This is a genomic window from Pseudomonas sp. FEN (assembly GCF_904067045.1).
Taxonomy (GTDB): domain Bacteria; phylum Pseudomonadota; class Gammaproteobacteria; order Pseudomonadales; family Pseudomonadaceae; genus Aquipseudomonas.
In genome coordinates, this window is the sequence record NZ_CAJFDC010000001.1 from 381,954 (window position 1) to 403,082 (window position 21,129).

Annotated in this window: 20 protein-coding genes; 11 read left to right on the plus strand and 9 right to left on the minus strand. The window is 60.7% G+C overall.

Translation table 11 applies throughout. The annotated features are described in order from the left end of the window. Positions 1-9: 9 nt before the first annotated feature. The 4 genes from pcaF to pcaR all read right to left on the minus strand — a co-directional run bounded on the left by pcaF (position 10) and on the right by pcaR (position 3,879). A complete protein-coding gene (pcaF, locus tag PFEN_RS01830; RefSeq protein ID WP_191485903.1) occupies positions 10-1,215 on the minus strand; it encodes a 3-oxoadipyl-CoA thiolase in 1,206 nt (401 codons plus the stop codon). Then, positions 1,212-1,991 carry a CoA-transferase subunit beta gene (locus PFEN_RS01835; protein WP_191485336.1) on the minus strand — a complete coding sequence of 260 codons (780 nt, stop codon included), beginning with the start codon at positions 1,989-1,991 and terminating at the stop codon, positions 1,212-1,214. Before PFEN_RS01835 ends, pcaF begins: the two co-directional genes overlap by 4 nt. Beyond that, positions 1,991-2,848: a CoA transferase subunit A gene (locus PFEN_RS01840; protein ID WP_191485337.1), complete on the minus strand. Its 858-nt coding sequence runs from the start codon at positions 2,846-2,848 to the stop codon at positions 1,991-1,993. Before PFEN_RS01840 ends, PFEN_RS01835 begins: the two co-directional genes overlap by 1 nt. A gap of 188 nt (positions 2,849-3,036) precedes the next feature. Then, on the minus strand, positions 3,037-3,879 hold the full coding sequence (pcaR, locus tag PFEN_RS01845) for a pca regulon transcriptional regulator PcaR (RefSeq protein WP_191485338.1): 843 nt from the start codon (positions 3,877-3,879) through the stop codon (positions 3,037-3,039). Positions 3,880-4,494: 615 nt separating this feature from the next. On the opposite strand from pcaR, the gene PFEN_RS01850 reads away from it, so the two are divergent. Continuing rightward, positions 4,495-4,695, plus strand: coding sequence for a hypothetical protein (locus PFEN_RS01850; protein WP_040064907.1), 201 nt, complete (start codon positions 4,495-4,497; stop codon positions 4,693-4,695). 215 nt (positions 4,696-4,910) lie between these two features. Beyond that, positions 4,911-6,386 (plus strand): inorganic phosphate transporter, encoded by a 1,476-nt coding sequence (locus PFEN_RS01855; protein WP_191485339.1) that lies wholly within the window; start codon positions 4,911-4,913, stop codon positions 6,384-6,386. A gap of 167 nt (positions 6,387-6,553) precedes the next feature. Here PFEN_RS01855 and ccoM read toward each other — a convergent pair whose 3' ends face one another. From ccoM to PFEN_RS01865, 3 genes are all read right to left on the minus strand, one after another. After that, positions 6,554-6,670, minus strand: coding sequence for a cytochrome c oxidase subunit CcoM (gene ccoM, locus PFEN_RS31175; RefSeq protein WP_017127681.1), 117 nt, complete (start codon positions 6,668-6,670; stop codon positions 6,554-6,556). Between the two features lie 144 nt (positions 6,671-6,814). Beyond that, entirely contained in the window at positions 6,815-6,976 is a 162-nt protein-coding gene (locus tag PFEN_RS01860) for a hypothetical protein (protein WP_191485340.1), read from the minus strand. Between the two features lie 116 nt (positions 6,977-7,092). After that, positions 7,093-7,434 carry an aspartate-semialdehyde dehydrogenase gene (locus PFEN_RS01865; protein ID WP_191485341.1) on the minus strand — a complete coding sequence of 114 codons (342 nt, stop codon included), beginning with the start codon at positions 7,432-7,434 and terminating at the stop codon, positions 7,093-7,095. Between the two features lie 326 nt (positions 7,435-7,760). Between PFEN_RS01865 and rapA the strand changes: the two genes are divergently transcribed. Beyond that, positions 7,761-10,607: an RNA polymerase-associated protein RapA gene (rapA, locus tag PFEN_RS01870; protein ID WP_191485342.1), complete on the plus strand. Its 2,847-nt coding sequence runs from the start codon at positions 7,761-7,763 to the stop codon at positions 10,605-10,607. Between the two features lie 156 nt (positions 10,608-10,763). Here the strand turns inward: rapA and PFEN_RS01875 are convergent, their stop codons facing one another. Then, the gene (locus tag PFEN_RS01875) at positions 10,764-12,110 is read right to left on the minus strand and encodes a spinster family MFS transporter (protein ID WP_191485343.1); all 1,347 of its coding nucleotides are present in this window, start codon (positions 12,108-12,110) and stop codon (positions 10,764-10,766) included. A gap of 298 nt (positions 12,111-12,408) precedes the next feature. On the opposite strand from PFEN_RS01875, the gene PFEN_RS01880 reads away from it, so the two are divergent. After that, complete coding sequence (locus PFEN_RS01880) at positions 12,409-12,777, plus strand: YkgJ family cysteine cluster protein (protein WP_191485344.1); 369 nt, start codon at positions 12,409-12,411, stop codon at positions 12,775-12,777. Between the two features lie 281 nt (positions 12,778-13,058). After that, on the plus strand, positions 13,059-15,233 hold the full coding sequence (locus PFEN_RS01885; protein ID WP_191485345.1) for a hypothetical protein: 2,175 nt from the start codon (positions 13,059-13,061) through the stop codon (positions 15,231-15,233). Between the two features lie 226 nt (positions 15,234-15,459). Here the strand turns inward: PFEN_RS01885 and PFEN_RS01890 are convergent, their stop codons facing one another. Beyond that, entirely contained in the window at positions 15,460-15,765 is a 306-nt protein-coding gene (locus tag PFEN_RS01890; RefSeq protein ID WP_191485346.1) for a DUF2288 domain-containing protein, read from the minus strand. 361 nt (positions 15,766-16,126) lie between these two features. Here PFEN_RS01890 and PFEN_RS01895 point away from each other — a divergent pair, with 361 nt between their 5' ends. From PFEN_RS01895 to PFEN_RS01920, 6 genes are read left to right on the plus strand one after another with little or no spacing between them, the layout of a single operon-like run. Next, positions 16,127-17,245, plus strand: coding sequence for a branched-chain amino acid ABC transporter substrate-binding protein (locus tag PFEN_RS01895; RefSeq protein WP_191485347.1), 1,119 nt, complete (start codon positions 16,127-16,129; stop codon positions 17,243-17,245). A 45-nt stretch (positions 17,246-17,290) separates the two neighbouring features. Beyond that, complete coding sequence (locus PFEN_RS01900; protein ID WP_191485924.1) at positions 17,291-17,473, plus strand: hypothetical protein; 183 nt, start codon at positions 17,291-17,293, stop codon at positions 17,471-17,473. Continuing rightward, positions 17,473-18,396: a high-affinity branched-chain amino acid ABC transporter permease LivH gene (gene livH / locus PFEN_RS01905; RefSeq protein ID WP_191485348.1), complete on the plus strand. Its 924-nt coding sequence runs from the start codon at positions 17,473-17,475 to the stop codon at positions 18,394-18,396. Before PFEN_RS01900 ends, livH begins: the two co-directional genes overlap by 1 nt. Further along, positions 18,393-19,646: a high-affinity branched-chain amino acid ABC transporter permease LivM gene (locus tag PFEN_RS01910; RefSeq protein ID WP_191485349.1), complete on the plus strand. Its 1,254-nt coding sequence runs from the start codon at positions 18,393-18,395 to the stop codon at positions 19,644-19,646. Before livH ends, PFEN_RS01910 begins: the two co-directional genes overlap by 4 nt. After that, a complete protein-coding gene (gene livG / locus PFEN_RS01915) occupies positions 19,643-20,410 on the plus strand; it encodes a high-affinity branched-chain amino acid ABC transporter ATP-binding protein LivG (RefSeq protein ID WP_191485350.1) in 768 nt (255 codons plus the stop codon). Before PFEN_RS01910 ends, livG begins: the two co-directional genes overlap by 4 nt. Further along, positions 20,411-21,112, plus strand: coding sequence for an ABC transporter ATP-binding protein (locus PFEN_RS01920; RefSeq protein ID WP_191485351.1), 702 nt, complete (start codon positions 20,411-20,413; stop codon positions 21,110-21,112). Positions 21,113-21,129: the final 17 nt, after the last annotated feature.

Below are 21,129 nucleotides of genomic sequence, written 5' to 3' on the forward strand. Positions count from 1 at the left end.
CCTTGGATCTCAGACCCGCTCAATCGCCAGCGCCAGCCCCTGCCCGACACCGACACACATGGTCGCCAGACCTTTGCGGCCGCCGCTTTTCTCCAACTGATGGAGCGCCGTCAGCACCAGCCGGGCGCCACTCATGCCCAACGGGTGACCGAGGGCGATGGCGCCACCGTTCGGATTGACCTGCGGCGCATCGTCGGCAATACCCAGCTCACGCAGCACCGCCAGGCCCTGGCTGGCGAAGGCTTCGTTCAACTCGATAACGTCGAAGTCGCCGACGGCCAGGCCCAGGCGCTCGATCAACTTGCGCACCGCCGGTACCGGGCCGATCCCCATGACCCGCGGCTCGACCCCCGCGCTGGCCATGCCGAGCACCCGGGCACGGGCCTTCAAACCGTGCTTCTTCACCGCCTCGGCAGACGCCAGGATCAGCGCCGCCGCGCCATCGTTGACACCGGACGCATTGCCGGCGGTCACGGTCTTGTCCGGGCCGTTGACTGGTTTGAGTCGGGCCAGAGTCTCCAGCGTTGTGTCCGCCCGTGGATGTTCATCGTGCTCGACCACGGTTTCGCCTTTCTTGTGGGCGATACGCACCGGCACGATTTCCTCATTGAAGAAGCCAGCGGCCTGGGCGGCGGCCGTACGTTGCTGGCTACGCAAGGCAAACGCGTCCTGGTCGGCGCGGGACACCTGATAATCGTCCGCCACGTTATCGGCGGTCTGCGGCATCGCATCGACACCGTATTGGGCCTTCATCAGCGGATTGATAAAGCGCCAGCCGATGGTGGTGTCTTCCAGCTTCATGTTGCGGGAAAACGCCGCGTCAGCCTTGCCCATCACGAAGGGCGCGCGGGACATGGACTCCACCCCTCCGGCAATCGCCAATTCCATCTCGCCGCTGGCGATGGCCCGGAACGCAGTACCGATCGCATCCATGCCCGAGGCGCAAAGACGGTTGAGGGTCACGCCCGCAATGCTCGAAGGCAATCCCGCCAGCAACAGCGCCATGCGGGCGACGTTGCGGTTGTCTTCGCCGGCCTGGTTGGCGCAGCCGAAAAACACTTCATCGACCTCGCTCCAATTCACCGACGGATTACGCTCCATCAGCGCCTTGATCGGCACGGCCGCCAAGTCATCGGCGCGCACCGAGGCCAGGCCACCACCGAAACGACCGATGGGGGTACGAATGGCGTCACAGATAAAGACTTCACGCATCAGGCTTCTCCAGGGGCTTGGCCATGGGCGGCGGCGGTGCGAGCTTCAAGATCGCGCAGGGCGGTCAGCTCGACTTCGGTTGGCGCGGCGGTACTGTCGACCTGTTCGGCGAACCGCACCGCCCAGCCGGTGGCGGCGATCACTTGCTCGCGGGTCACCCCCGGATGCAGTGCGGTAACGATGAATTCGTGGGTTTGCGCTTCCGGCTCCATGATGCACAGGTCGGTGATGATCCCCACCGGACCTGCACCCGGCAGGCCCAGACGCTTGCGCGAATCACCGCCTTCGCCGTGACCGACGGAAGTGATGAAGTCCAGCTTGTCGACGAAGGAGCGGGCCGACTGCTTGAGGATGATCAGCACGCTTTTCGCGGAACCGGCGATTTCCGGGGCGCCACCGGCACCGGGCAGGCGGACCTTGGGCGCGAAATAGTCACCGACCACGGTGGTGTTGATATTGCCGAAACGGTCGACTTGCGCCGCACCGAGAAAGCCGACATCAATACGCCCGCCTTGCAGCCAATAACGGAAGATCTCGCCGGTAGGCACCACGGTGTCGGCGGTTTCCGCCAGCTCGCCATCACCGATGGACAGCGGCAGCACACTGGGCTTGGCGCCAATCGGACCCGATTCGTAGATCAGCACCACATCCGGCGAAGAGGTCAGCCGCGCCAGGTTGGCGGCCTTGGACGGCAGGCCGATACCGACAAAGCAGACCGAACCGTTCTTCAGCCGACGCGCAGCGGCCACCGTCATCATTTCATTGGTGGTGTAGGTCATTACTTAGCCTCCGAAGCGTGGGCCAGTTTGCGTTGGAACTCGGCAAAGTTCGCGGTGCCATGGATGTACTCGGCGATCCAGGCGGTAAAGGTGGCGCGATCGCGGGCAATCGGGTCCCAGGCCTGGTAGAAACGGTTGTCGCGCTCGGTATAGCCATGGGCGTAGGACGGGTGGGCGCCGCCAGGGACATGACACACGGCGCTCAGGGCCCAGGTCGGCAGGACACAGGCGTTCATCGGTGCCTGCAGGTCATCAACAATTTCCTCGACGGTGACGATGCAGCGCTTGGCCGCCAGGGCCGCTTCCTTCTGCACACCGAGAATGCCCCAGAGCAGCACATTGCCCTTGCGGTCGGCTTTCTGGGCATGGATCACGGTGATATCCGGGCGTACCGAGGGCACGGCGGCCAGCACTTCACCCGTGAATGGGCAGGTGACGGTCTTGATCAGCGGATTGACCTTCGGCAGGTCGGAGCCGGCGTAGGCCCGCAGGACCGCGAACGGCAAGCCGGAGGCTCCAGCCACATAGGCATTGGCCAGGTCGGCATGGCTGTGTTCTTCGATTTCCAGCGGGTGCGGCCAGTGCTTCTCGACAGCATCGCGCAGGCGGTGCAACGAGCCCACGCCCGGATTGCCGCCCCAGGAGAAAATCAGCTTGCGGGCGCAACCGGCGCCGATGAGCTGGTCATAGATCAGATCGGGCGTCATGCGGACCAGCGTCAGGTCTTTCTTGCCCTGACGAATGATTTCATGACCCGCCGCAGTCGGAATCAAATGGGTGAAGCCTTCGAGCGCGACGGTATCGCCGTCGTTGACGAACTGCTTCACCGCTTCATGCAGCGAAAGGATTTCAGCCATGGGTGCAGACTCCCGGTTTCAACAAGCCTGAGGGGTGGCGCCAGGTTCAGCGCCGCGATGAGCTCAGAGTAAGCCGGGGGTCGGCGGCCAAACAATCCGATAATCGATTAACCGTTCGGTAATCGAACGAATTGTTTGCAAGCTACCGTTCTATCCTTCGAGGAATTCGTCGTCAGGGAAACCGCAGTTCAGGAAAACAACTGCGTACTCAGCTCGCGACTGGCCTGCAGCATGCTCGGCAGGACTCGCTGCTCCAGTTCCGCGCAGCTGACACGCCCGGCATGGGTACTGACGTTCAGTGCCGCCAACACCTGCCCGGAGGCGTCGTAGACCGGCACGGCAATCGAACGCAAACCTTGCTCCAGTTCCTGGTCGACAATGCACCAGCCCTGTCGGCGAACCTGTTGCAGGCATTCGAGCAAGGCTTCAGGGGTGTGCAGGGTGCGACTGGTCTTGGCGTGCAGGTCGGCATGCTCGAGGTATTCGCGCAAGGAGGCATCGTCCAGCGCCGCCAGGAGGATTCGCCCCATGGATGTGCAATAAGCCGGCAACCGGCCACCCACCGAAAGATCAACCGAGATCAGCCGTTGAGTGGTGGCGGAACGGGCGATGTACAGAATGTCGTCGCCTTCCAGGGTCGCCATGTTGCAGGCTTCGTGCAGTTGCTCGCTCATGCGGTCGAGATAAGGTTGGGCCGACACGGCCAGGGGCGTGGACGACAGGTACGCGTGGCCCAGGGTCAACACCTTGGGTAACAGCGAATAGGTACGACCGTCGGTGGTGGCGTAGCCGAGCTTGATCAAGGTATGCAGGCAACGTCGCACCGCCGCACGGGGAATTTCCGTGCGGTGGCTGATCTGCGCAATGGTCAGGTGCCGTTTGCGCTCCTGGAACGCCTGCACCACCGCCAGGCCACGTGCCAGCGAGGTCATGAAATCAGGGTCGCCGGTCAGCGCCTGGATGCGCTTGGCCGGCGAGGCAACGATGGGTGGCGCCGCGGAAACGAAGGCATCACGCAGTTGATCGTTCATGGCAGGTACCTTATCCGCAGTGGAGACCCATTACAGGCCGGGCCCGGGCCAATAGACAAGTCAGGGTAGCTCAGTTTGGTGCGATTATCGAACCAGTGGCCGATAATCGCAATTGACCCTGAGCGCCGCGGCTTATACCGTGGGCACGCCGTTGTGGATTTCCCGGGATACTGGTCAGGTACCCACCGGGAAGTCCGGCGGTCCGGCCTCACCCACGAAGTGAGGCCGTTTTTTTCCTGACCGATCATGAGCAAAGGACCGAGCAAAAAGTTGAAGCGTTGTTCTTCAACAGAAACGGGACTCTATTTCCAAGTATCGGGCTTATTGCAATGCAACTTGAATTGATAACTGTCGTCAAAAAACAGGCAGCGGTTAGCCGCCCCTCAAGTTACAGTTCAAAACTCCTACACCACAAAACTCACCAACAAAGTTGACGAATTCCCTTATCTTCGCGATAGTATCGTCAAACCAACCGCTATAATACCCTGTACGACCTCAAGGCCATCTGGCCCGATGGGAATTCCGACTGTCAGCGCTCAAGCCCAAGATTGAACGTTTCGCCAGGGCGGTTGTGTTTAATGGAACACAATCACTCAACTCAAATTAGGTAGTACTGTGACGAAAGACGAACTGCGCGCGGAACTTGAGCGCCAGGAACAACGTTACAAGGATGTTTACGGCGGGGCAGTCACCACCTACGCCGCACAACCCGATCCAGAACGCAAACCCTGGCGCAAACGAGCCAGTCTTCTGGACCAGGCGTTTACCCAGGAACTGCAAAAGATGGAAAAGGAACTCAAGGCCGAAGAGCCTTAGGCCTGTCGCCATTGAACCTTGCCGGTGCCCCACCCTTCGCTGCCTGGCCTTTCCTGCCCGGACAACACCAGGCTCGCCGGACGCCAAGAGGGGTGCCATCCGCGCATCAACCATCGACCTGACCACCTGCTCAGGTCAAATGGCGTCAGGCAGGCCCTTAGCCGAAAGTTTTCTGGCATAATCGCGCCCCCTTATGACCGGGTCAGAAAACCTTCATGATCGATTTATTCAGCGGACTGGATACCTGGGTGCTTGTGAGCCTGGTGCTCGCCCTGGCCTTTGTCCTCAGCTTCGAGTTCATCAACGGCTTTCATGACACCGCTAACGCGGTGGCCACTGTTATCTACACCAAAGCCATGTCGCCGCACCTGGCGGTGTTCTTTTCCGGTGCGTTCAACTTCCTCGGCGTGCTGCTGGGCGGCGTTGGCGTCGCCTACGCAATCGTCCACCTGTTGCCGGTCGAGCTGCTGATCAACGTCAACACCGGCCATGGCCTGGCCATGGTGTTTTCCCTGCTCGCATCGGCCATCGCCTGGAACCTCGGCACCTGGTACTTCGGTATCCCGGCGTCCAGCTCCCACACCCTGATCGGCTCGATCCTCGGTGTCGGCCTGGCCAATGCCCTGCTCAACGGCATTCCCGTGAGCGAGGGGGTCAACTGGCAGAAAGCGATCGATATCGGCGCCTCGCTGATCTTCTCGCCGATTGCCGGCCTGGTGGTGGCGGGCTTGATACTGGTCGCCCTGAAACGGTGGCGACCGCTGTCCAAGATGCACAAGACCCCGGAGCAACGGCGCAAGATCGACGACAAGAAACACCCGCCGTTCTGGAACCGCATGGTGCTGGTGATTTCCGCCATGGCGGTGAGTTTCGTGCACGGCTCCAACGATGGCCAGAAAGGTATCGGCCTGATCATGCTGGTGTTGATCGGTATCGTCCCGGCGCAGTTCGTCCTGGACCTGAGTACCACCACTTATCAGATTGAACGCACCCGCGACGCGACCCTGCACCTGAGCCAGTTCTACCAGCGCAACCACGAAACCCTGAGCGAATTCCTCGCCCTGGGCAAAAACGTGGCCGACGATATGCCCGGCAAATTCCGTTGCAACCCGCAACGCACCGAAGCCAACATCAACGCCCTGATGAGCAATCTCACGGGTGTGACCGACTATCATTCGCTGTCGGCGGAGAAACGCATTGAAGTGCGTCGCGACCTGTTGTGCCTGGATGACACCGCGAAGAACGTCGGCAAGTTGCCGGGTCTGGACTCCCGTGAAAAGGCTGACCTGGAGAAGCTGCGCAAGGACCTGACCGCCACCACCGAATACGCGCCGTTCTGGGTGATCATGGCCGTTGCCCTGGCCCTGGGCCTGGGCACCATGATCGGTTGGAAGCGCGTGGTGCTGACCATCGGCGAGAAGATCGGCAAACAGGGCATGACCTATGCCCAGGGCATGTCGGCGCAGATCACCACCGCCGGCCTGATCGCCCTGGCGAACATCGTCGCCCTGCCCGTCTCGACCACCCACGTACTGTCATCGGGCGTGGCCGGGACCATGATTGCCAGCAAGAGCGGCCTGCAAGGCAGCACCATCAAGACCATCCTGCTGGCCTGGGTCCTGACCCTGCCAATGACCATCGGTTTGTCCGCGGGCCTGTTCTGGCTGTCGACGAAAGTGCTGGGTAGCTGATCCAGGACGGATAACGAAAAAGGTGCGCTCCCGTCGGGACCGCACCTTTTTTATTTCCTGCTGTGACTGGGCTCGCCTCGACAGCACCCACATCTACAATAATAAAGGCAAAAAAAAGGGCGACCGAAGTCGCCCAAAATGCCTTGCGTGCTCGTTCCCTGGAAACTCTACGGTTTTTTCCGTTTATGTGAGTCTTTCCAGATAAAAAATCCAAAACCGGCAAAGAACATCACCATGAGACCAACTGTCAGTACTCCGGCGATCACCACGTTATCGAAAAACATGACTGGCCTCCTGCACTTGCCTTGTTGCGATGGGGCTAAGTTAGCCCAGCAGGCACGGTGAAAAATTGACCAGGGTCAATGCTGCCCAAGGCAGGGCGCGGGAGAAGGGGAATAACTGATCCATATCAAGAATCAGGGGGGGGGTCAGCGCTTTTTCGGCTTGTTCTTCGGTTTTTTCTTGCCCTTGCCCAGCGGCATGGCCTGCTCGAATGCCTGGCGGACTTCGTTCAAGCGCTTTTCGTTGAGATCATGGACGCGTTTGGCCCGTTCGGCATCAAGGTCGATCAACTTGTCATCTGGGTTCATAGTCACATTGCATCGCTATCAGTCGAGTTCCATCGAAGAGGCCACTTTTGGCAACCTTCAACACACGCTACCGACTAATAATGCGGGCAAGTGCGGGCGCTGGCAAACGAGCATCGTCAGACCTCGACGTCCACCAACAACCCCTGACGCGGCTGATCTTCCATCAGCGCCACCACGGGTACGGTGTTGTCGGCATTCAATTCGTCACCCGGAACGGCCAGGTGCAGCTCCGGATCGTCATCGGCTTCGCGTCGGCGTTGCTGTTGTTCCTGCTTGCGCCGCTGTTCCTCGCGCAGCAGCCAAGCGGCCTCTTCCGGGTCACGCTTTTGCAGGTCAATGGTGCTCTCATTGGAGCTTTGCTGTATCGGCACCACGGGCGGGATGTCCGGTCGCGGTCGAATCGGATCGGTCTGGGACGTAACCGGTACGACACTCAGGGGTAGTATCGGTGGCAGCATAGTGGTTTTCTCCTGTCGTCAGGCTGTCGGCGGCAACCTCGGTGACTTGAGCCCGGGATGGTCAAAGTGTGACCGGATTAACACACGAAGGTGCCCGACATCCCGATGAACTAACCTTTTCTTCAGGTCTCGCGCAACTTCCTGCAGGAGCAGTCGGTCGACGCTCGATTACTCGCGCTGGCGCTCATTCAGGCAACCCATTGGTCGACCGGCCGCGCCTACAGGACGCAATACTCACTAAAAGCGCGGTATTTGTGAGCTTCTTTTGGCCTGAAGCGCCGATTCCGTTAACATAGTCGGCTTTTTCAAGGCGGGAGTCAGGCAGCATGGCGCAGCAGTATCAACCGGGGCAACGCTGGATCAGTGACAGCGAAGCGGAGTTGGGTTTAGGCACCGTTCTGGCACAGGACGGCCGCTTGTTGACCGTGCTCTACCCGGCCACTGGCGACACCCGCCAGTATGCGCTACGGAATGCGCCCCTGACCCGTGTGCGGTTCTCGCCGGGCGACTCCATCACCCACTTCGAAGGCTGGAAAATGACCGTGCGTGAAGTCGACGATGTCGACGGGCTGCTGGTCTACCACGGCCTCAACGCGCAGAACGAAACCGTCACGCTGCCGGAAACCCAACTGTCGAACTTCATCCAGTTCCGCCTGGCCAGCGACCGTCTGTTCGCCGGGCAGATCGACCCGTTGGCCTGGTTTTCGCTGCGCTATCACACCCTGGAACACACCAGCCGGCAGTTGCAGTCCTCGCTCTGGGGCCTGGGTGGCGTGCGTGCGCAACCGATCGCCCACCAGTTGCACATCGCCCGGGAAGTCGCCGACCGGATCGCGCCACGGGTCTTGCTGGCCGACGAAGTGGGCCTGGGCAAGACCATCGAAGCAGGCCTGGTGATCCATCGCCAACTGCTCTCGGGCCGCGCCAACCGCGTACTGATCCTGGTACCGGAGAATCTGCAGCACCAGTGGCTGGTGGAAATGCGCCGGCGCTTCAACCTGCAGGTCGCGCTGTTCGATGCCGAACGCTTTATCGAAAGCGATGCCAGCAATCCGTTCGAAGACACCCAGTTGGCCCTGGTGGCCCTGGAATGGCTGGTGGAAGACGAGAAGGCCCAGGATGCGCTGTTCGCCGCCGGCTGGGACCTGCTGGTGGTCGACGAAGCCCACCACCTGGTCTGGCACGAAGATCACGTCAGCCCGCAATACTCCCTGGTCGAACAGTTGGCCGAGACCATTCCCGGCGTCCTGCTGCTGACCGCGACCCCGGAACAACTGGGCCAGGACAGCCACTTTGCGCGCCTGCGCCTGCTCGACCCGAACCGTTTCCACGACCTGAAAGCCTTCCGCGCCGAGAGCGAGAACTATCGCCCGGTGGCCGAAGCCGTCCAGGAGCTGCTGGACAAAGGCCGCCTGTCGCCAACCGCGCATAAAACCATCCAGGGCTTCCTCGGCGACGAAGGACAGGCCCTGCTCGATGCCGTCAACGACGGCGACAGCGATGCCAGCGCCCGCCTGGTACGCGAGCTGCTCGACCGCCACGGCACCGGCCGCGTGCTGTTTCGCAACACCCGCGCCGCCGTGCAGGGGTTCCCGGAGCGCAAGCTGCATGCCTACCCGCTGCCGTGCCCGGACGAATACCTCGAACTGCCCCTGGGCGATCACGCCGAACTGTACCCGGAGGTCAGCTTCCAGGCTCAGCCGGACACCGACGACGAAGCCCGTTGGTGGCGCTTCGACCCGCGCGTCGAGTGGCTGATCGATCAGTTGAAGATGCTCAAGCGCACCAAGGTCCTGGTGATCTGCGCTCATGCCGAGACCGCCATGGACCTGGAAGACGCCCTGCGCGTGCGCTCCGGCATTCCGGCCACGGTCTTCCACGAAGGCATGAACATCCTCGAGCGTGACCGCGCCGCCGCCTACTTCGCCGACGAAGAGTTCGGCGCCCAGGTGCTGATCTGCTCGGAAATCGGCAGCGAAGGTCGCAACTTCCAGTTCGCCCACCACCTGGTACTGTTCGACCTGCCGTCCCACCCGGACCTGCTGGAGCAGCGGATCGGCCGGCTGGACCGGATCGGCCAGAAACATGTGATCGAACTGCACGTGCCGTACCTGCAAACCTCGCCCCAGGAGCGCCTGTTCCAGTGGTACCACGAGGCGCTGAACGCTTTCCTCAACACCTGCCCGACCGGCAATGCCTTGCAGCACCAGTTCGGCCCGCGCCTGCTGCCGCTGCTGGAAAACACCGATGACGACCAGTGGCAAGCGCTGATCGACGAAGCCCGCGGCGAGCGCGAGCGCCTGGAGGCCGAGCTGCACACCGGTCGCGACCGCCTGCTGGAACTCAATTCCGGTGGTGCTGGCGAAGGTGACGCGCTGGTCGAGGCGATCCATGAACAGGACGACCAGTTCGCCCTGCCTATCTATATGGAAACCCTGTTCGACGCGTTCGGTATCGACAGCGAAGACCATTCGGAAAACGCCCTGATCCTCAAACCGAGCGAGAAGATGCTCGACGCCAGCTTCCCGCTGGGCGACGACGAAGGCGTGACCATCACCTACGACCGCAACCAGGCGCTGTCGCGCGAAGACATGCAGTTCATCACCTGGGAACACCCGATGGTGCAGGGCGGCATGGACCTGGTGCTGTCCGGCTCGATGGGCAACACCGCCGTGGCGCTGATCAAGAACAAGGCGCTCAAGCCCGGTACCGTGTTGCTGGAACTGCTCTACGTCAGCGAAGTGGTCGCGCCGCGCTCACTGCAACTGGGTCGTTACCTGCCACCGGCGGCGCTGCGCTGCCTGCTGGATGCCAATGGCAACGACCTGTCGGCACGGGTGGCGTTCGAAACCCTGAACGACCAGCTGGAAAGCGTGCCACGGGCCAGCGCCAACAAGTTCATCCAGGCCCAACGCGATACCCTGACGCCGAAGATCAACGCCGGCGAGGCCAAGATCGCACCGCGTCACGCCGAGCGCGTGGCCGAGGCACAGCGTCGCCTGGCGGCCGATACCGACGAAGAGCTGGCACGCCTGACCGCCTTGCAGGCGGTCAATCCGAGCGTGCGTGACAGCGAATTGATGGCGTTGCGTCAACAGCGTGAACAAGGCCTGGCGATGCTGGAAAAAGCCGCGCTGCGCCTGGAAGCAATTCGGGTGTTGGTGGCTGGTTGATGTAATACATCTCTGTGGGAGTCGGCGCACCTAAGGGCCTCTTCGCGGGCAAGCTCCGCTCCCACAGTTTTATGCCCTACACAAAATAGAAGAACGTCTCCAATACTGTGGGAGCGGAGCTTGCCCGCGAAGGGAGCGACTCGGTCTACCTGATTATCAGGCCGTCACAGGCGCCACGGCCGGCGCATCCGCCACCATCCCCTCGCGCATACGCCGCGCATCCTTGCTGAAACAACGCGCCGCCTGAAACAGGAACGCCAGAGTCAGCAACAAGGCCCCCGGAATCAGGTACATCGCATCATGCAGACCGACCGCCTTGAACGCTTCGCTCATCTGCTCGGCCCCCGCCGCCAGCATCGCCGCCTGGGCGAAATGATCGGACAGCAGGCCGACCACCACTGGCCCCAAGCCGCCGCCCAATAGATACAAGCCGGCAAAGTACACGGCCATGGCCGTCGCCCGCAGTCGCGGCTCGACCACATCCTGAATCGCCGTATAGACACAGGTGTAGAAGTTGTAGGCAAACAGCCAGCCGACACTGAACACCACCACGAACACGCCGATCTCGATCCGCCCGGCATGCAGCGCCCAGGCGGTGGTCAATGTCGAGATCACCAGGCTCACCGCCGCGAACAGCAAGCGCCCGTTGGCGATGCGCTGATGCAGCTTGTCCGCGACCCAGCCGCCCAGCGTCAACCCGAGCAGCCCGGTGACCCCGACAATCAGACCGGTGGCCACCGCCGCTTCCTGCAAGGGCATGAGGAAATAGCGCTGCAGCATCGGCACCAGGAACGAGTTGCAGGCATAGGTGGCGAAGTTGAAGGTCAGCCCCGCCAGCACCAGCCAGAGAAACGTCGGGATCGCCAGCAGGCGGCGTACAGGCCGGTCGAGCTTCTCCTGGGAGACCTTCACCGTTTCCGCGGCACCGCGCTTCGGCTCCTTGATAAAGAACATGAACAGGGCCAGCAGCAGCCCGGGCACGGCGGCAATAAAGAACGGCGCGCGCCAACTGTCGAAGGCTTTGACCATGGCCCCGGTGGTGAAGAACGCCAGCACCAGCCCCAGCGGCAAGCCCAGCATGAAGATACCCATGGCGCGCGCCCGACGGTGCGCCGGGAACAGGTCGCCGATCAGCGAGTTGGCCGCCGGTGCATAGGCAGCCTCGCCGATGCCCACGCCCATGCGCACCAGCAGGAAGGTGGCGAAGCTACCCACCAGGCCGTTCGCCGCCGTCAGCCCACTCCAGACCGCCAGGCCCCAGCCCATCAACTTGCTACGCGAACCGTTGTCGGCCATCCGCCCCAGGGGCAGGCCGGCAATCGCATAGACAATGGTGAACGCGGTGCCGATGATGCCGATCTGGAAGTCGCTCAGATGCCACTCCATGCGGATCGGCTCGATGATAATCGCCGGCAAGGTACGGTCGTAGAAGTTGAAGAGGTTGGCGAGGAACAACAGGAACAGAATGCGCCAGGCATTCGCCGCTTGGGTCGAGTTCTGCATGGGGTCCGTCTCTTTTATTGTTATAGGGGCTTGCCCGCCAGACGCGTTGAGCCCGGAACCCTCAATCTAGTGAGCACTGCCGGAACTGTCTGCCACCATTCGTGACGTTGATATCCGGCAATGCCTTCCCCCACCTGCCACTGCCGCAACATTGCAGGAGCCTCGACCGGCGACTACAAGGGGCCGGGTACAGTCGTGAAGGCACGAATCGGCACGCGCAAAAAAATACCGCACAGGCCCCTTCCAAAGCCTAGAATAGCCGCCGATCACCTCTCCCCCACTTTTTCCGTGAGCTTCCATGCCCGACGCTAATCCGTGTCTGAACTGTGGCGCCTGCTGCGCTCATTTCCGCGTGTCTTTCTATTGGGGAGAATGCGCCTCGGCCGGCGGTCTGGTGCCCGACGAACTGGTCACCCAGGTCAGCCCCAACCATGTCGCCATGCTCGGCACCGAACGCCGCCCAAGCCGTTGCACCGCCCTCGCGGGCGAGGTCGGCCAGCACGTCAGTTGCTCGATCTACCAGCAACGCTCGAGCACCTGTCGAGAATTCGAGGCCTCATGGGTCGACGACGTGCACAACGAACACTGTGACAAGGCCCGCGCCGCTTTCGGGCTGCCAGCGCTGGAGCGGGAACAGTTCGATGCCTTGGTAATCAGCGCAATCTAGGTCATTGCCAGATCGTTGGCATCCCGTGCAACAAGCCTTTATCGCCGTTAATGCGTTCAATTCTCTTGTAGTACAAAATTCATAAAAAGTTCCCCGCCAATTAAAGAACGCCATTTTTTGGCCGATCCATCGGTATTCGAACAAGGTTCATCCCTAGGGGATCCTAGGGATAAGCCCTATCGCTCAAGCCAATATCGCGCGGTACAGTCGCGATTTCTCACTCCGTGATGGCGCGTTGATATCTTCTCGACCGCCGAACCAGACCAGGCAAATGGCGCACAATGACCTCTAAAAATATTCCGGCTACCGCTGTATCCGATCAGAAGCTGCCCACCGTCGCGGAAAAACCCTACAAGGCCTATTCCACTCCTCGTCCGCTGGCGACCCAGCAGTACCTGTACTTCACCGAGACCAACACCGACCGCATCCTCGACAACCTCGACGGCCTGCGGGACATGGTTTTCCCCCGCTCGCCCCATACGGAAGGCGAAAGCGAGCTGCGCCGCGAGCAGGAATTTCCATCGGTCTGCCTGATCGGCCTGGGTCGTTGCGGTTCGAACATTGCCCTCGACGTCGCGGAACTGGTCTACAACGCCCGCAAGTTCTACCTCAACGAATTCAACAACGACGACAAGGTCAGCGACAAAGGCTATCGCCCCGCGCAATGGATTCGTAACAACCTGCGCCTGGTGCAGAACAAATCCACCAAGCCGGTGTTCCTGGTGGAACCGCTGGTGATGCTCGGCGACCTCGACAAGGACATCGCCGGGCGTATCCGCTTCTCGCGCAAGGGCGAAAAAAGCGGTTTTATCCGCGACTACAGCAAAATGAAGATCATGGACCTGTCGGAAGTCCATGCCGGCGGTGCGGGCAACGCGCCGATCCTCGGCCAGTACCTGGCCAAGATCATCCTGAACAAGGATACCCAGCGCTTTTCCAGCCCCGACTGGAAGATGATCCACTCGTACCTGATCGACTCCTGCGGCATCAAGGCCAACCAGTCGCGCCTGTACTTCTCGATCTTCAGCGCCGGCGGCGGTACCGGTTCGGGCATGGCCTCGGAGTTTGGCCTGGCCCAGCAATACTCCTACATGAACAAGACCTTCGACACCAAGCCGGCCGACGAGCACGACAGCAAGAGCGGCCATTCCTTCGTGTTCGAACCGATCTTCACCAGTGGCATCTGCGTGCTGCCGAATATTTCCGACCATCGCAGTGAAATGTCCGAAGCGCTGCACATCAACGCCGGTCGCCTGCTTTGCAAGTACCTGTCCGAAGAATGGGACTTCTCGTACAACTTCGACAATGAAGACAGCAGCGAAGCCAGCGTCATGGGCCGTATCCGCCCCTGGAACGCGATGATGCTGATCTCCAACGACATCATGCGTTATGCCGAAGAAAACGATGACGGCAACATCCAGAACATCGATGTCAATGCCATGGAGAAGCACGCCAACCAGTACATCTCCCAGCAGATTTTCAACATCCTGACCGCCCAGGCGGTAACCACCGACTACGACCAGAACTATTTCCGACGCGCCGGCATCGACATCGGCGAGACCATTCGCCTGGATGCCAACGATCTGTTCATGAGCCTGGCCGGCCCCGTGGCCATTGCCTATGCCGAATCCGTAGTACCGGAACAGCCGGCGCCCACCGGCGACAAGTTCAAAGTGTTCGAGAAAGAGCCCCAGCGGCTGAACATCGACGACCTGTTCTTCCGTTCCATCGACCTGCCGCACTTCAACAAGGTGACCCAGGCGATCGAAGGCATCAGCCTGCTGCCCATCGAGTCCAAGCGCTATCGCGCGGCCCTGGAGCAGTACAAGTCCTCGGGCTACGACGCGGCGGCGCTGCACGACCTGCACTTCTTCAAGAACTGTTCGTCGGTGGTCTCGATCGTGTCCCTGCCCAAGGACTACAAACTGTCCTATATGGACCTGAACCGGCTCAAGACCCACCTCAACAGCCTGTTCCCCAACACCACGCTCAAGCGCTACGCGCTGGTGATCGGCGCCTCGGCGAACCTCTCGCTGACCACCCTGATCGCCAAGAGCCCATGCCTGTCGGACGACTTCCTGACGCTGATCGTGGCCTTTATCAAACGCTGCTTCGCGCGTAACCCGTACCGTTTCGACGAAACCCTGGACAATGCGATGCTGGACTTCATCACTCGCGATGAGTTCGACGAACAGACCATCGACGAGTTGCTCAACGAATTCGAAAATCCGGCGAAGATCCTCGACACCAACTGGTATGCGATCAAGCCGATGTACGAGAAGAAGTACCGTGAGCTGATCAACGACAAGGACAAGTTCGTCTCGATCAACGATATCCGTCTGTCCCGCGATTGCGTGAAGAAGGCGATCAAGTACCTGCGCGAGATCTACCGTCACCGCATTGGCAAGACCAAGGTCATTTCGCTGAACAACCACACCGGCAAGACCGAGTACTGAGGTCGGCGCCAGCGCTACGCACGCAAAACGTTCATACAGCGCGGGCCTGTGGAGCCTGGCTTGTCGGGACGCCTACAGGACCGCGGTGTGCTCGAGATAGTCAGCCACCGCAGGACTGTGGATTTTCTCCACGAGCAAACTGCCATTACTGTGCAACGCAGTTACGGACCTACACACCCCTAGACTATAAATGCATAAGCGTTATGCGCTATTACGGTGCATTGAATTATTCTGTTGCTCTTTCCTGGATCATCACCCAGGGCGAAACCACCACCGCCCACAGTGTCGGATCACGCTCGAAAAGGTCCAGCGCCCGCGACTCAGACACCTTGGCAAGCTCCCCGCTCGCCAGCCATGTGGCGACTTTTCCGGCCTGGTTCTCGGCCACCGCCTCCGCTGCCGCGATCAGATCCAGTGCCGGCTCGACCCACAATAGGGCACCCCGGGCAAAGAACGGTTGCAGCTCTTCCCAACGAATAGATGCGGTTTCACCAAGCAGCTTGGCATAGAGGGTGCTAGGTTCTTCAATCATGGGGGTCCACCTGAGAAAAAATCGGCGCAATGATAACGTCGAGGCTCGGTTGGAAACACCCAGATGAAACTAAAGGGGTGATCGAGGGGATGGAAGGCGCCAGGGATTGCAGCTGAAAGCTAGCAACATCCAGACAAAAGTCTGCATGACAATCTGCCGCTATTCTGTCTTTTTCTTTCACTTAAGCGACATGTCTCGATTTTGCCTCCGGCTGCCCGCTATCCAATCGATAAGGGCGCACACTAAACTGTATCGGTACAGTTACCGGGGCAAGAACCGGGACATCGGCGTTAAATCTGACCCGGTCCCACAGCTCCGGCCGTAGGACTCTAAAAACTACAACAGCAAGAGTGGAGCACTAATGACTAAGCAGATTTCCAAACTGTTCGCCGCTATGGTTCTGGCCGGTATTGCCAGCCATTCTTTCGCTGCAGACACCATCAAGATCGGCATCGCCGGCCCGAAAACCGGCCCAGTGACCCAGTACGGTGACATGCAGTTCATGGGCGCGAAAATGGCCATCGAGCAGATCAACGCCAAGGGCGGCGTCGACGGCAAGATGCTCGAAGCCAAGGAATACGACGATGCCTGCGACCCTAAACAGGCCGTCGCCGTGGCCAACAAAGTGGTCAACGACGGCGTCAAGTTCGTGGTCGGTCACCTCTGCTCCAGCTCCACCCAACCGGCTTCGGATATCTACGAAGACGAAGGCGTGATCATGATCACTCCGGCCGCCACCAGCCCGGAAATCACCGCTCGCGGCTACAAGATGGTCTTCCGCACCATCGGCCTGGACAGCGCCCAGGGCCCTGCCGCCGGTAACTACATCGCCGATCACGTCAAACCGAAGATCGTCGCCGTGCTGCACGACAAGCAACAATACGGTGAAGGCATCGCCACCGCGGTCAAGCAGACCCTCGAGAAGAAAGGCGTGAAGGTTGCCGTCTTCGAAGGTCTGAACGCCGGCGACAAGGACTTCTCCTCGATCGTCCAGAAACTCAAGCAAGCCAACGTCGACTTCGTCTACTACGGCGGCTACCACCCGGAACTGGGCCTGATCCTGCGTCAGTCCAAGGAAAAAGGCTTGAACGCCAAGTTCATGGGTCCGGAAGGCGTCGGCAACGACTCCATCTCGCAGATCGCCCAGGACGCGTCCGAAGGCCTGCTGGTGACCCTGCCTAAATCCTTCGACCAGGATCCAGCCAACAAGGCCCTGGTGGACGCGTTCGCGGCCAAGAAAGAAGACCCGACCGGTCCATTCGTGTTCCCGGCCTACTCGGCCGTGGAAGTCATCGCCGAGGGCATCAAGGCCGCGAAGAGCGAAGACACCGCCAAGGTGGCCGCCGCCATCCACGCCGGTACCTTCAAGACGCCAACCGGCGACCTCAGCTTCGACGCGAAGGGCGACCTGAAGGACTTCAAGTTCGTGGTCTACCAGTGGCACTTCGGCAAACCGAAAACCGAAGTTTCCCCTCAGTAAGTCAGGCCTGACCGGTCAAGAAGCCCACTGTGCAAGCAGTGGGCTTTGTTTTACGAGGTTTATGGGCCCGACACCCGCGATCCGGGAGCTGGCTCACCTGAAAATCTTAAAACCGTCACCAGCGGTTCGCTGGCAAACGCCCATGCCGACGTGGCAACAGACCACGGCATCGGGCCGGAACATGACTCCACCAGTGAAATGCGTATCGGGTTTTTAGGAGCGCTGTAATGCCTGAGATCTATCACTTTTTCCAACAGCTGGTTAATGGCCTGACCATTGGCAGCACCTATGCCTTGATAGCCATTGGCTACACAATGGTTTACGGCATTATTGGAATGATCAACTTCGCCCATGGCGAGGTGTACATGATTGGTTCCTACGTGGCCTTCATCGTCCTTGCCGGACTGGCCATGCTGGGTATCCATTCACTGCCGCTGTTGATGAGCGCCGCGTTTATCGCGACGATCGTCGTGACCAGTGCCTATGGCTACAGTATCGAGCGCGTTGCCTACCGCCCCCTGCGGGGCAGCAACCGTCTGATCCCACTGATTTCCGCCATCGGCATGTCGATTTTCCTGCAGAACACCGTACTGCTGTCCCAGGACTCCAAGGACAAGTCCATCCCCAACCTGATCCCGGGGAGTTTCTCCTTTGGTCCAGGCGGCGCAGAAGAAGTGCTGATTTCCTACATGCAGATTCTGGTATTCGTTGTCACCCTGGTGGCCATGACCGGACTGACGCTGTTCATCTCCCGTTCGCGCCTGGGCCGCGCCTGTCGTGCCTGTGCCGAAGACATCAAGATGGCCAACCTGCTGGGGATCAATACCAACAACATCATCGCTCTGACCTTCGTGATCGGTGCCGCGCTGGCGGCGGTCGCCGCCGTGCTGCTGAGCATGCAATACGGTGTGATCAACCCCAACGCCGGCTTCCTGGTAGGCCTGAAAGCCTTTACCGCCGCGGTCCTGGGTGGCATCGGCAGTATTCCAGGCGCCATGCTCGGTGGGCTGGTGCTGGGGGTGGCCGAAGCCTTTGGCGCCGATATCTTCGGTGACCAGTACAAGGACGTGGTGGCGTTCGGTCTTTTGGTTCTGGTGCTGTTGTTCCGGCCGACCGGCATCCTGGGCCGTCCGGAGGTTGAGAAAGTATGAACAGATATCTCAAATCGGCGCTGTTCAGCGCCTTGTTGGTCTGGGCCGTGGCCTTCCCGGTGCTCGGGCTCAAGCTGAGCATCGTCGGGATCAATCTCGAAGTGGAGGGCAGCGGTCCCCTCACCCTGGGCATCATTGCCCTGTGCTCGGTCCTGATGTTCCTGCGAGTGCTGTTCAGCCAGCAATTCAATGCGCTGTTCAAGTCGTCCCGGGGTCCGTTGGTCTCGCCCAAGGTCGGCCAGTTCCTGACCCTGCCGCGCACCCAGCGCTGGATCATCATCGGCCTGATCGTGATCGCGCTGATCTGGCCGTTCTTCGGTTCGCGCGGCGCGGTCGACATCGCCACCCTGATCCTGATCTACGTGTTGCTGGGCCTGGGCCTGAACATCGTGGTCGGCCTGGCCGGCCTGCTCGACCTGGGTTATGTCGGCTTCTACGCGGTAGGTGCCTACACCTACGCGTTGCTGTCGCACTACCTCGGTTGGAGCTTCTGGATCTGCCTGCCGCTCGCCGGCCTGATGTCCGCCACCTTCGGTTTCCTGCTGGGCTTCCCGGTCTTGCGCTTGCGCGGTGACTACCTGGCCATCGTGACCCTGGGCTTCGGTGAAATCATCCGGCTGTTCCTGCGTAACCTCACCGGCCTCACCGGCGGCCCCAACGGCATCAGCAACATTCCCAAGCCAACCTTCTTCGGGCTGTCGTTCGAACGTAGCGCCGCCGAAGGCATGCAGACCTTCCACGAGTTCTTCGGGCTGACGTACAACCCGGTGAGCAAGGTGGTGTTCCTGTACCTGGTGGCGCTGTTGCTGGCGTTGTTTGCGCTGTTCGTGATCAACCGCCTGCTGCGCATGCCCATCGGCCGGGCCTGGGAAGCCTTGCGCGAAGACGAGATCGCCTGCCGTGCGCTGGGTCTGAATCCGACCGTGATCAAGCTCTCGGCCTTCACCCTGGGCGCCTGCTTCGCCGGTTTCGCCGGCAGCTTCTTCGCCGCCCGCCAAGGCCTGGTGACCCCGGAGTCGTTCACCTTCATCGAGTCGGCGATCATTCTCGCCATCGTCGTGCTGGGTGGCATGGGCTCGCAACTGGGGGTGATCCTCGCCGCCGTGGTGATGATCCTGCTGCCGGAACTGATGCGTGACTTCAGCGAATACCGCATGTTGATGTTCGGCGCCCTGATGGTGCTGATGATGATTTGGCGTCCACAAGGTCTGCTGCCCATGCAACGTCCTCACATGGAGCTGCGCAAATGAGCCGCGAGATCCTCAAAGTAACCGACCTGAGCATGCGCTTCGGTGGCCTGTTGGCGGTCAATGGCGTGGCCCTGAGCGTCCAGGAAAAACAAGTGGTGGCCTTGATCGGGCCGAACGGCGCCGGCAAGACCACTGTGTTCAACTGCCTGACCGGTTTCTACAAGCCGAGCGCCGGCAGTATCCTGCTCGACGGCCAACCGATCCAGGGCCTGGCCGGCCACGAGATTGCCCGCAAGGGCGTGGTACGGACCTTCCAGAACGTGCGTCTGTTCAAGGACATGACCGCGGTGGAAAACCTGCTGATCGCCCAGCACCGGCACCTGAACACCAATTTCCTCGCGGGGCTGTTCAAGACCCCATCGTTCCGCAAGAGCGAGCGCGAGGCCATGGCGTACGCCGAGTACTGGCTGGACAAGGTCAACCTGACCGAGTTCGCCAACCGCCCGGCTGGCACCCTGGCCTACGGTCAGCAACGCCGCCTGGAAATCGCCCGCTGCATGATGACCCGCCCGCGGATCCTCATGCTCGACGAACCGGCGGCCGGCCTGAACCCTCGGGAAACCGACGACCTCAAGGCGCTGATCAGTGTGCTGCGTGAAGAACACAACGTCACCGTGCTGCTGATCGAGCACGACATGAAACTGGTCATGAGCATTTCCGACCATATCGTCGTGATCAACCAGGGCACGCCGTTGGCCGACGGCACGCCACAACAGATCCGCGACAATCCCGAAGTGATCAAAGCCTACCTGGGGGAAGCGTAAATGCTGCAATTCGAAAACGTTTCCACTTTCTACGGCAAGATCCAGGCCCTGCACAGCGTCAATGTGGAGGTTCGCCAGGGTGAAATCGTCACGCTGATCGGCGCCAACGGCGCGGGCAAATCGACCCTGCTGATGACCCTCTGCGGTTCACCGCAGGCCCACAGCGGCAGCATCCGCTTCATGGGCGAAGAACTGGTGGGGCAGGAATCTTCGCGGATCATGCGCAAAAGCATCGCGGTGGTCCCGGAAGGCCGTCGCGTGTTTTCCCGCCTGACCGTGGAAGAGAACCTCGCCATGGGCGGATTCTTCACCGACAAGGGCGATTACCAGGCGCAGATGGACAAGGTCCTGGGTCTGTTTCCACGCCTCAAGGAGCGTTTCAACCAGCGCGGCGGCACCATGTCCGGCGGTGAACAGCAAATGCTCGCCATCGGCCGGGCGCTGATGAGCAAGCCGAAACTGCTGTTGCTGGACGAACCGTCCCTGGGCCTGGCACCGATCATCATCCAGCAGATCTTCGATATCATCGAACAACTGCGCAAGGACGGTGTAACGGTGTTCCTGGTCGAGCAGAACGCCAACCAGGCGCTGAAAATCGCCGACCGCGCCTACGTGCTGGAAAACGGTCGGGTGGTGATGGAAGGCAGCGGCAACGACTTGCTGACCGACCCGAAAGTGCGCGAGGCGTATCTGGGCGGTTGATCTGTCCAGTAGAAAAG